The 12,664-nt window shown below is 41.6% G+C and carries 7 protein-coding genes; 1 reads left to right on the top strand and 6 read right to left on the bottom strand.

The features are described from left to right. From nirD to nirB (JI665_RS04835), 4 genes are read right to left on the bottom strand one after another with little or no spacing between them, the layout of a single operon-like run. Positions 1 to 327: a nitrite reductase small subunit NirD gene (gene nirD / locus JI665_RS04850; RefSeq protein ID WP_206836978.1), complete on the bottom strand. Its 327-nt coding sequence runs from the start codon at positions 325 to 327 to the stop codon at positions 1 to 3. A 15-nt stretch (positions 328 to 342) separates the two neighbouring features. Further along, positions 343 to 2,757: a nitrite reductase large subunit NirB gene (nirB, locus tag JI665_RS04845; protein ID WP_206836975.1), complete on the bottom strand. Its 2,415-nt coding sequence runs from the start codon at positions 2,755 to 2,757 to the stop codon at positions 343 to 345. 56 nt (positions 2,758 to 2,813) lie between these two features. Continuing rightward, positions 2,814 to 4,949 carry an assimilatory nitrate reductase catalytic subunit NasC gene (gene nasC / locus JI665_RS04840; RefSeq protein WP_206836972.1) on the bottom strand — a complete coding sequence of 712 codons (2,136 nt, stop codon included), beginning with the start codon at positions 4,947 to 4,949 and terminating at the stop codon, positions 2,814 to 2,816. A 22-nt stretch (positions 4,950 to 4,971) separates the two neighbouring features. Further along, a complete protein-coding gene (gene nirB, locus JI665_RS04835) occupies positions 4,972 to 7,344 on the bottom strand; it encodes a nitrite reductase large subunit NirB (RefSeq protein ID WP_244671075.1) in 2,373 nt (790 codons plus the stop codon). 322 nt (positions 7,345 to 7,666) lie between these two features. On the opposite strand from nirB (JI665_RS04835), the gene JI665_RS04830 reads away from it, so the two are divergent. Then, complete coding sequence (locus JI665_RS04830; RefSeq protein WP_206836969.1) at positions 7,667 to 9,178, top strand: NarK family nitrate/nitrite MFS transporter; 1,512 nt, start codon at positions 7,667 to 7,669, stop codon at positions 9,176 to 9,178. A 56-nt stretch (positions 9,179 to 9,234) separates the two neighbouring features. Here the strand turns inward: JI665_RS04830 and JI665_RS04825 are convergent, their stop codons facing one another. Together JI665_RS04825 and JI665_RS04820 are read right to left on the bottom strand one after the other, a co-directional pair. After that, the gene (locus JI665_RS04825; protein WP_206836966.1) at positions 9,235 to 11,241 is read right to left on the bottom strand and encodes an LTA synthase family protein; all 2,007 of its coding nucleotides are present in this window, start codon (positions 11,239 to 11,241) and stop codon (positions 9,235 to 9,237) included. A gap of 648 nt (positions 11,242 to 11,889) precedes the next feature. After that, a complete protein-coding gene (locus tag JI665_RS04820; protein ID WP_206836963.1) occupies positions 11,890 to 12,564 on the bottom strand; it encodes a lysozyme family protein in 675 nt (224 codons plus the stop codon). Between the last annotated feature and the right edge of the window lie 100 nt (positions 12,565 to 12,664).

Below are 12,664 nucleotides of genomic sequence, written 5' to 3'. Positions count from 1 at the left end.
TTATTCTTCTATTATAAGATAGACTGTCTCATTCTCAACAATTGTTTTATAAGTCTGGACACAGCCGATATCTGGCGCGTGAACTTTTCCATCTTCCAGACAGATTTTCCAATCATGCATGGGGCAAAAAACGGAGTCTCCGCTGACCAAGCCCTCAGTCAGTACACCGCCTTTATGTGGACAGCGGTTTTCCACTGCACGGACCTTGCCATTAGATAAACGGAACACAGCGATATCTATTCCGCCAGCCTTCACTGTTTTCCCCAATTTCACGGGCAAATCTTGTATGGAGCCAACCAGAACTTTAATGATGCTTTTATTAACCAAACGAAACTCCCCCTTTTAAGTTCTTACGAGATTCTCAAACAATTCCGTTTTTGTTTTATTGTTATTAATAATCTCTTTCCATGGGTCTTTGTGAACTGACAGGGCCTCATTCATTCGTGCATTTAGCTCTTTTCGCTTCTCTTTATCATTCAGAACAGACTGGACGTGAGTCAAACCAACCCGTTCCACCCACGCGGAGGTACGTTCCAAATAATTAGCCGTTTCTCTGTAGTATTGAAGGTAAGCGCCTGTGACTTCCATTAATTCGTCATCTGTTTTTACCTTATATAGTAAATCTCCCCCTCTTACATGGGTGCCTCCATTGCCGCCAACGTAGATTTCCCATCCTCCATCAATTCCAATGAAGCCGATATCTTTAAAGCCTGATTCAGCACAGCTTCTCGGGCAGGCGGATACTGCCATTTTCACTTTATGCGGCGTCTGCAGTCCTTCAAATTTCTTTTCCAGTGCTATCCCAACGCCCATGGAATCCTGTGTTCCGAAGCGGCAGAATTGCTCACCGACACATGTTTTGACAGTGCGAAGTGATTTTCCATATGCATACCCTGATGGCATATCCAGATCGGACCAAACTTTAGGCAAATCCTCTTTTTTTACACCGAATAAATCAATCCTTTGGCCCCCTGTTACTTTTACCAGCGGAATTGCAAATTTATCAACGACGTCGGCAATCTTGCGCAAATCATTCGAATTTGTCACTCCTCCGTACATTCTTGGAACAACCGAATAGGTTCCATCTTTTTGTATATTGGCATGCATCCTTTCATTAACAAAGCGAGATTCCCGTTCATCATCATAGCTGGTTGGGTTGACCATTCCCAAATAATAATTGATGGCAGGTCGACATTTAGAACAGCCTTCTTCTGAATCCCAGCCAAGGACACTCATTACTTCTTTTACATGGGTTAGTCCCTTCGATCGAATTTCTTCTACCACTTCATCTCTCGAAAAGGAAGTACAGCTGCAAATCCCCTCCTTTTGAGCACTCTCGTCGAAAACCGCGCCAAGAGTATGCTGAAGCAGTTCAGCTACAAGTGGTTTACAGCCGCCGCATGAACGGGAAGCACTTGTGCATGCTTTGATTTGATCTGCTGTTGTGCAGCCTTCCGATTGTATGGCTTCAACGATCATTCCTTTGGTAACACCGTTGCATCCGCAAATAATTTCCTCATGAGTCATTTCACCAGCATGGCTTCCTCCTTCTTCACTCCCGATCGGCTGCAATAGGGAAACCTTTGCCGTATCAGAAATGTCGGCCTGCTTTTTAATCATTGAGAACAGGCGATTTCCATCCTGGCTCTCGCCAAACAGAACGGCACCAACGATTTTATTTCCACGAAACACGACTTTTTTATAAACTCCTTCATGGTCATCGAATATTTTTAATGCTTTTTTCTCTTGATCCTCCAAAAAATCTCCCGCGGAGAATACTTCTACTCCCGATACTTTTAGCTGGGTAGAGAGAACGGAACCTTTATAGGGATCTGTTTTCTTTCCACAGATATGTTTGGCCAGCACTTTTCCCTGTTCATAGAGCGGGGCGACCAGGCCATAAGGAATTCCTTCATGCTCGGCGCATTCTCCGACTGAATAAATATGGGAAATGCTCGTTTCAAGATAATCATTGACCACGATGCCCCGGTTGACCTGTAAACCGATCTCCTGCGCAAGCTTTATATTTGGACGGATGCCAGCTGCCATGACTACCAGATCAGCTTCAAGCATTGTGCCATCACTAAACGTTAATCCTTCTACTCGTTCATTCCCAATGAGGGCCTCTGTATGCTTTTCAAGCAAAAAATTCATTCCTTGATCTTCTAGCTCTTTTTGCAAAAGCTTTCCAGCTGTTTCGTCCAGCTGCCTTTCCATCAAATAAGGTGATATATGGATCACTGACACTTCCATACCTAAATTCAATAAGCCTCTCGCAGCCTCCAAACCAAGCAAGCCACCGCCAATGACCGCCGCCTTTTTATATTTTTTGGATGCTTGAAGCATTTTATCAGTATCCTCCAAATCTCTGAAAGCTGTTACCCCTTCCTTATCTGATCCGGGTATAGGAAGAATGAATGGAACGGAGCCTGTTGCAAGAATAAGCTCATCATAAGACTCTATTCTCCCTTTATCAGAGATGACAACCTTCCTGTCCGGGTCTGCCTTTACCACCGTTTCTCCTGAATATAATGTAATGTTATTTGTTTTATACCACTCCCAATCATTCAGTGTAATATCTTTTACATCTGTATCCCCCTGTAAAACTTTTGATAGCAGAATACGATTATAATTGGGATGGGGCTCGCTGCCAAATATAGTAATCTCAAATTTCTCAGGAGCAGCTTTTAAAATTTCTTCTACAGTCCTGACGCCAGCCATTCCATTTCCAACAAGAACCAATTTCTTTTTTCCCATTAAAAAGCCCCCCGGTCATTTGATTTTTTTATGGATCATTCTCGTCCTGCTAATGGTCATTCTAAACGGCTTATGTTAACAGCTGTTATTTTAAAACCAGGCATACGGCAAACTGGATCGAGCTGATTCGATACCAGGAGATTGACGTTTTGAGTCTCAGCCCAATGAAATGGAACGAAAACTGTATCCTTCCTAATAGCCGCCGTCAAATGGCTCCTAACCACAATACTGCCTCTTTTTGATTCAATCTTGATAAGCGTCTTGTTCCCAATGCCAAATCGTTTGGCAGTTTCAGGGTGTATTTCGGCAAAAGATTCAACATTCCTGGCTGCCAGTGAAGCACTCTTTCTTGTCTGAACTCCTGTCAAATAATGTGAAACGACTCTGCCTGTTGTAAGGTAAAGGGGATAATTCCTATTAGGTGTCTCTTTTTCTGCTTCTGCCCTGCTGGGTACAGGAATCATGACTGCTTTATGGTCTTTGTGGGCAAAACTGTTTTCAAAAAGCCTATCTGTTCCCGGATGGGCAGAATCAGGACAAGGCCACAGAACCCCATCTCCATTTTTAAGACGCTTATAGTCAATTCCGTAATAATCTGCAATACCGCCTCTGCTGGCTTCTCTCAGTTCATTGAAGATTTCTTCAGGACCTGAAAAAGAAAAATACTCTTCCTTCCCTAAAAATCTTGAAATCTCACAAAGTATTTGCCAATCATGTTTTACTAATCCTGTGCTGGGCATGGCACAGGGACGATGCATAACACGTCCTTCAAGATTCGTCATTGTTCCCTCATTCTCCAAATAAGAACTCACCGGCAAAATCAGATCTGCCAGCTCGGCAGTTTCAGAGATAAATAGATCAGCCGCAACAAGGAATTCGAGTTTTTCCAATGCGTTTTTAACAAACTCTGCATTGGGATTCGAAACAATTGGATTTGAGCCCATCAACAGCATTCCTCTTATTTCACCCCGGCCGATTTTCTCCATCATTTCATATGCAGAAACACCTTTGCCGGGCAAATCCGATTCGTCTATATTCCATACTCGTGCGAGATAGCGTCGGTGTTCCGGATTTTCAATGGAACGGTATCCTGGAAGCTGGTCTGCTTTCAGGCCATGCTCCCGTCCGCCCTGGCCATTTCCCTGGCCGGTGATTGCCCCATATCCGCAGCCGGCTTTGCCGATTTTTCCTGTAACTAATAGAATATTTATAAAATTCCTTACAGTTTGGTATCCATCCGTATGCTGTTCAACGCCCCTTGCTGTAAAAACCATCCCGGTTGCAGCTTTGCCAAACAGGATAGCCGCTTTTCTAATTTGGCTGGATGGCACTCCGGTCAATGCCTCAATGTCTTCCAGCTTAATCGTTTCAACAAAAGCCTTAAGCTCTGCAAAGCCGTTCGTTCTTTCGTAAATAAAAGAAAGATCAATCTCGTTTTCTGCAAGCAAAACCTGTAATATCCCGTTTGCCAATGCTGAATCAGTGCCTGGCCTCGGTTTTAAATGCAAATCAGCCATTTTCGCTGTCGCAGTTTCCCGCGGATCTATTACGATAATTAAGGATCCGTTTTCCTTTGCTTTTTCAAAATAAGGAAGAAGTGTTGGCTGGCATTCGGCTATATTCGTGCCGGCCAGTATAATGCATTTAGCCAGCGGAATATCATTCAGTCCATTCGTCATTCCCCGGTCCATGCCAAAAGCATGATTAGCAGCAGCCGCTGCTGAAGACATGCAGAACCTCCCATTATAATCAATATATTTCGTTTTTAATGCCACTCGAGCAAATTTGCCTAAAAGGTACGCTGTCTCATTTGTTAAGGATCCCCCTCCATACACGGATAAGGCATTGAATCCATGCATAGCTTGTATGCATTGGAATTTTTCCTTCATAATTCTCATCGCTTTATCCCAGGAAATCGGTTCGAACTTACCATTTACTTTAAGCAATGGATACTGCAGGCGGTCCGGATGCATGGCATGCTGGTGGGCATTCATCCCTTTAATGCATAAACGTCCATGTGATGCAGGATTCTCTTTTCCTAGAACCCGATATTTTTTCCTTGTTACGACGGACTGTTCAATCACCTGCTTTTTGCATTGCATACTGCAGAAAGGACATTGCGTATCATAAATTCTTTCTGACTGAACTTCCCGCTGCTTTGTTCGGAAATATTTTAATAAGAGTTCTGTCATAGTCCATTCCTTTCCGCCTTTTCTATATAGTTTCATTGATAAAGACAGGATCGTGCAATCTACTTTGTCTGTCAGATGAATCATTTTCAAGTCGGCGAAGCAAGATGCTTCTCAGATCTAAGTCGAACACCACTTCTCGCAGATGAATAATCCCCATTCGTTCTGCCCATTCCTTTAAGGTCTCCCGGTATCTGGCAGATTCTCTGAAATACTGAACCAATGAGCATACCATTTCTTCCGTTTCTTTTACAGTTGAAGCAATAGCCAAAGGTTCACCCCTTAATTGGTTTCCTCCAGTCCCTCCGATATGGATTTCCCATTCCTCACCGTGCACCTTTATCCCGATATCATGACCGGCCATGCTATTTTTTCCATGAACGCAAGCCGCGATTCCAATCTCGAGCCTGTTTGGCAACAGCAAGTATTCCGTTTTTTTCTGAAGCTGTAAAGCCATATTCCTTGAGCAGTCTTTTATGCAGCTACAGTCTTTGAAGCCAGCCAGCAGCAAAACACGAACGGCATTATCAAAGGGAATAGGGATTAATTTCGTATTTAGGGTCTCCCAAATGGCCGGCAGATTATCTTGTATGATCCCTTTTAATATGATCCGTCCATCATGGCTCAAAGTAATTTCAGGTATGCTGTATAGCTCGGCTGCTTCTCCTATCTTCCTTAATAGGCCGCCAGACACTTCATTTCCATATATTTGAGGGATTATGGTAAAGGTACCATCTTCCTCCTTAACAGCATTGTGTGTTTCTCCAAAGCAGACCGATTGCCCATCTCCTTCATAACCAGGAACAGCCATTCGAAGAATATAATGTAGAGCAGACACACAAAAGCGGCAGCCATTTTGATTACGCCATCCCAAAACAGCAAAGACTTCGTTTATGCTTACTAGCCCTCGAAGCTGAATTTCCTCTATTACTTCTTCTTCACTTAAATTTGTACAGGAACAGAATGCGCAGGGATCAATATCCTCATGGAAATCATCACTCTTTATATAGGAAAGCAGCTCTTCTAATAAAGGTTTGCAGCCACCACATGTACCCGAAGCCTTTGTGCATTTTTTCACTTCCTCAGCAGTTTCCAGCCCATTTGCTGAAACAGCTTCAATAATTGCTTTTTTTGTCACACTATTACAGCTGCATATGATACCGGTCTTAGCCATTGAGCTGATAGGGTATTCTTCCTGGAAGGAATTCAGCAAAAGCAGCTTTTCCTCATCTGAAACCTTCTGCTTTTTTTCCATCATGTCCATAAGCCTCACATGTCCATTTAGGTCCCCTACTAATAAAAATCCTGCAATTTTGTTATGTTTATACACTATTTTTTTATATGTTTTTTCATCCTCATCATAAAGTGTCATGGCTTGAGTAAAGCCTTTTTCAAAAATATTGCCTGCAGAAAATACATTTGTTCCTGATATTTTCAGCTTTGAAGATAGAATAGAACCCTGATATGGCGGTACATCCTTTTCACAAATATGTGCAGCGAGTATTTTGCCCTGCTCATACAGCGGTTTTACCAGCCCATAGATCACCCCTCTATGTTCAGCGCATTCCCCTACGGCATAAATAGCAGAGTTACTTGTCTGCATAAAATCATTGACAACAATTCCCCGGTTTGTTTTTAATCCAGATGATTTGGCTAGCTTACTATTTGGAATCACACCTGCAGCAATAATGACCAGATCTGCCACAAGTTCCAATCCATCAGTAAAAATAAGCTTTTCGACTCGTTCTCTTCCCTCAAAGTATCCCGTTTTCCTATTCAGCAAAAAGTTCATCCCTTGAGCTTCGAGTGAGTTTTGCAGGAGTTTTGCCGCTTTATCATCCAGCTGTTTATTCATAATTCTGTCAGCATTATGAACGACATGAACGTCCATACCCATTTGGATCAGGCCCTGAGCAGCTTCAAGCCCAAGCAAACCTCCCCCAATAACTGCAGCTTTTTTGCCCTTTTCTGACTCATTCATAATCCGCCTGCAATCTTCTATCGTACGGAACGTCAGGATTCCTTCTTTGCTGACTCCTGGCAGTGAGGGGACAAAAGGTGTTGATCCGGTCGCAATAATCATTTTGTCATATGAAACTATTCTTTTTTTGTTAGTGGTTATTGTTTTTCTGGCGGTGTCAATAACCAATACGGTTTCATTTGTAAAGACATTGAAGTGGTTTCTGGCGTACCAGTCTGATTGTCGAATGGTCAGCTGTTCGATTGAAGATTTCCCTTGCAGGACAGAGGACAATAAGATGCGATTATAATTAAGATACTTTTCACTTCCGAAAATCGAAATCGAAAATCTGTCCGGATCATTCTGAATGATTTCCTCCACACAGCGTACGCCTGCCATCCCGTTTCCAATGACAACTAGCTTTTCTTTAGCCATCATACTCCCTCCCCATGCTATTACCCGCCTTTCCTCATTTCATTTTTGTTACGTTAGATAATATCACATCAAAATAGTAATTAACATAACTTTTTGATTATTTTTAATATTCCTCTACTTTTGCCCTATCTTTTCCAATTGGCACCACCCCTTCTTATTACCCTGATTTACATTGGTATGAAAGCGTTTAATCCTGGTGATATCAAGAGGTTTGATTAATTATAGATCTTTTGTTATATGTTAGAAAACCTAACACAACAGTTACATTCAATTAAATTATATGAAATGATATTAAAATATTCAGGTAATTGAAGGGGGATTTTAATTGAAGTTAGCTGACATTTTTAAATTTAAAGATGAGCGAATGAAGATTTTGCATTTAACATGGATGGCCTTTTTTATTTCATTTTTCACCTGGTACAACATGGCACCTTTAGCCACGACGATGCTGAGTGAAATGAATTGGCTTACTGCCGAGCATATGGCCGCGCTAGGAATTTTGAATGTAGCCTTAACCATTCCGGCAAGAATTATTATTGGCAATCTTTTGGATCGGTTCGGACCTCGAATTATCTATTCCTCTTTATTAATTGTCATGTCCGTTCCTGCATTGGTTTTTGCGTTTGCAGATAACTGGCTGCAGCTCATGATTTCCCGCTTGGTTCTCGGCAGCATAGGAGCAAGCTTCGTTATTGGCATACGCATGGTTTCAGAGTGGTTCCCGCCAAAAGATGTAGGGTTTGCAGAAGGTATATATGGAGGATGGGGAAATTTCGGCTCAGCAGCAGCAGCGATGGTACTGCCCTTTATAGGACTTACGCTTTTCGGCGGAGAAAATGGCTGGAGGTATGCCATAGCCCTGACAGGTGTCATATGTTTTGCTTATGGAATCTTCTATTATTGTGCAGTTAAGGATACTCCTGAGGGAAAGTCCCTTATTAAACCAAAAAAGTCGGGGGCAATGGAAGTCAGCACTTGGGGGGATATGTTCAGACTAATCTTGTGGTCGATTCCGCTTGGAGGTGCTCTGGCAATCAGTGCATGGAGGATTGAAAATCTGGGATTTATTGAGGAAAACACTTTATATATTGTCTGGAGCCTGATTGGCATAGCTTTCATCATACAGCTTTATAAGATATTGGAAGTGAACATCCCAATCCTGAAAGCAGGAGTGCCAGATGAAGATCAATATAATTTTAAAAATGTGGCAGCATTGAACAGTACATACTTTGCAAATTTTGGAGCAGAGCTCGCCATTGTATCCATGCTGCCCATGTTCTTTCAGCTGACCTTTTCCCTGACTCCATCGACAGCAGGATTAATCGCAGCTTCATTTGCTTTTATTAACCTAATCGCCCGGCCTCTTGGCGGGATCCTTTCAGATCGGATGGGAAATCGCAAACGGGTGATGCTTGTATATATGCTAGGAATCTCTGCTGGCCTTCTTGGAATGGGCTTTATCGATTCCAGCTGGCCCCTCCCTGCTGCTGTTCTCATGACCATTCTGACATCCATGTTCATACAGGGTGCAGAGGGAGCAACCTTTGCGGTTATACCAATGATAAAAAAACGGATAACTGGCCAGATAGCCGGAATGGCAGGCGCTTACGGCAATGTCGGCGCAACGATATACTTAACACTCTATACCTTTGTTTCACCGCAGACATTCTTTTTTATTCTTGCAGCTGGTGCTCTGATAAGCTTCTCCATGTGTGTGTTCTGGCTTGAAGAGCCAAGAAACTCGTTCAGCTCAGAATACTATTTATCCCAACAGGATCATCAGCATAACACATCTGCACAGGCCAAAGAAAGCATCCGCGAACAAAAGGCTTTATGAGGCCTACAGTCTATAAAAAAGGCTGCCTGGTGGACAATCCAGGCAGCCTTTACTAGTTATTCATTTGATGGCTTATCTGCTTCTGCAGTTTCTTCATTTACTTCGTTTTTCTTGTTTACTCCATTGTTTTCAGCTTTGTAATCGTATTTCGAACGGTCAACCGGTTCGAAGTTTTCCGGGGTGTAGAAGCGGAGAAGATCTCCGTTTACAACTTTATCAGATAGCGCCAATTTCTGCTCGGCACTTTCCTGAAGTTTTTTCGCTTCCTCAAACCGGCTTTCCTCCAGCAGTTCACCAGTTGTTGAGTCATAGAACTTGCCGTCAACAGATGAAATGGTAGGACTCATGAAATCTCCGTTACGGAACGGCACAAGGTCATCATGATTTTCTGATAATAAGTCAGTACCGAATTGCAGATACTGTTTAGTATCGATGCCAAGCAAGTGCATCAATGTCGGCATCAGGTCAATCTGTCCGCCAAATTCGTGATTTACTCCGCCTTCCATACCAGGTACGCGGATGAACAGAGGCACACGCTGCAGACCGGCACTATCGAACGCTGAAATTTCCTTGCCAAGCACTTGCTCCATAGCTTTATTATGATTCTTGGAAATACCATAATGGTCACCATACATGACAATTACTGAGTTCTCATACAGGCCGGAAGCTTTAAGCTGTTCAAAGAACTGTTTAAGCGCTTCGTCAGCATAACGGGCTGTCTGGAAGTAATTATCCACTGATTTGTCCCCAGTTGTATGAGGCTCAATTGTCGCCAGTTCCTGATCCATATGATACGGATAGTGATGAGATACGGTAATAAACTTAGAATAGAACGGCTGTTTTAGCGACTTCAGGTACGGCATGGATTGTTCAAAGAACGGTTTATCCATTAGACCGTAATCAGCCATGTTTTCAGGTTTTAAATCATAGTAATCTGCATCAAAAAAGTTGTCATATCCAAATGATTTATAAATTTCATTACGGTTCCAGAAGCTGCCTGAGTTACCGTGAAAGACTGCAGATGTATATCCTTTATCTTTCAGAATTGCAGGCGCAGCATTGTACGTGTTCATGCCCTTAGTGGTAAAAGCAGAGCCCTGCGGCAATCCATATAGGGAATTTTCTAGGATAAACTCAGCATCTGCTGTTTTCCCTTGTGCAGTCTGATGGAAGAAGTTATCAAAATACGTTGTATTTTCTTCTTCAATCAGTGAGTTCAAGAATGGTGTTACTTCTTCACCGTGCAGTTCATAGTTCATTAAGAATGTCTGAATTGATTCCAGGTGAAGGTAGATCACATTCATGCCTTCCGCTTTTCCGAAGTACTTCGGATTCGGTTCAGCATAATTCGATTTCGTAAAGTTGATGACTTCGGTTGTATCACTGCTATCCGCCATAACTCTTTGCGCGGATGCCTTCGTGCTTTGTACTGCATCATAAATCGTATAATTGTACATACCTAAATACTTAACAATATAGTTGCGGTCAAAACCTCTTGTCAAAAGCTCCGGGCGGTCTGTTTCAGCCAATCCCAGGTTAGCAAAGGAAATGGCCAGAGAAGCATAAATTAAAGCTGCTGATCTGCGGCGCGTCATATCCTTTGTTTCAATTTTTACGGCTTTAAATACAAGCAAGCCGGCAAGCACGATGAAATCAAGGAAGAAAAAGATATCAGTCGGCTGTAATAATGAGCTGATGCTACCGCTGACGTCACCAAAATTCTGTGTCTGCGTCAAGGTCGGCAATGTAATAAAGTCATTAAAGAAACGATAGTACACTGCATTGGCAAACAGCAGGAACGATAGCAAGAAATACATAACCATCAAGGCGATATATTTTCTTCTGCCCTTAAAAAAGAATGCAATTCCTAAAAACAGCAATGAAGACCCAAGCGGGTTAATGAATAAAAGGAACTGCTGCAAGGCACTTTCAATGCCCAGGTTAAATTGTGTCATTTGAGTAATATACGTTTTCATCCAGAGCAGAACTACTGCTAAAAAGAAAAAGCCAATATATTTATTTAATATATCCTGACTTTTATGAAGTAAAGTATTCAAAATCATACACCTGCCTTCTAGCACATTATTTTAACATATTTCGCTAGTAATTTAAAAATCTAATGTTGGCAATCAGCCCAATTATTAGTTTACCTGATAAATATTAATAAACTATGAACATGCAAAAAAAGCACTGCACAAGAATATAACTATACTCGCATTTCACAAAATGTCAAGCATGTCCAGATAAAATGCTCTTTAATGACTATGGACAGAGGGTAAGCCCCGTTCACAGCCTTAGCTGGCTGTTGCACCTTAATTAAAGCTGCACGTCTATATAGACGAATGAAATGCAATTTGGTTTCACTTTTTATGTAAAAAACTTATAGATCTATAATTTTCAAGGAAGGATAAAAAACAGACAACAGCCTATATATATGATTCGTTTAAACAAATTATACATAAAAGCCAATTCATTTAAATGAATATAATGGAGGAAATTTATGCACCTCTTAGACCGGTTATGACCTAAAACCATTCCTCTTTTTAAGTATTTTTAAACCTTTTTATTCATAACCACGAATACCCAGGTTGAGAGAGGATCCATAAAATCTGGCTATTCAAACCTCCCTTCGGTATGAATGGAAATAAAAAACAAACCGCACTTTTTAAAAAGTGCGGTTTTAGTTTACCATAATATTATTATGTTTCACTTCACCATACTGATTTAAATTCTCCGGATTTTCCTGTGTTACTTGCTGTAAGAATCTCAATATTTTTCGTTACCTTTGTAGTATACGAGAAATCCCCATAACAGTATGGATAGCGGAAATTATTCTTGTCGCCTCCGCAATTATAAACTTCCGGTTTTTTTTCGGCCTGTTTGAGAGAGAATTCTTTCGCAATTTCTTCACTATGTTTTCCTCCCTGTTCAGCAACAAAGTCAATATATCCGATTCCCATATTGTAAGCCTGGATAACGGAAGGGAAGTCCACCTTTTTTTGACTGCCATAATTTAATGCTTTCTGAAAATGTTTAACACCCTGCTTAATGCTTTGTTCCGGATCCTGAATGGAATTCGGGGGCAGTCCTGCGGATTCCGAAGCCTGCATCGGGTCTCCGCCCTTTCCTTTGCTTTCCTGCTGCATGATTGCGGCCAATACGAGGGTATATTCTTCAAGGTTAACTTCCTTCAACTCCTTCTGAAGGATCGGCGTATAATTCTGAACATCCCTTGAAACAGTATTAGGCAGTAAGGAAATCGCTGTTTCCTTAATATTAAGCTGCTTGAATTGATCAAATAGGACAAAAATCAGAACCAAAATAAATAACAGGAATGCTACATTTGATCTGCGTTTTGTACGCTTTTTGCATTTTTTGCGTTTCATTGCTGCTCTCCCGGTTTCACTATTATTATTTCAGATTATCATTATAGCAGAAAATACTGATATTTTAATAGAAATAGCTCCTTTTAAGGGGGCCGGAAGA

Origin of the sequence: Bacillus sp. NTK034, from assembly GCF_017303275.1 — a bacterium.
Classification (GTDB): Bacteria; Bacillota; Bacilli; order Bacillales; family Cytobacillaceae; genus Cytobacillus.
The sequence above is the reverse complement of the archived record's forward strand: the minus strand, read 5'-3'. Positions and strand labels throughout refer to the sequence as shown.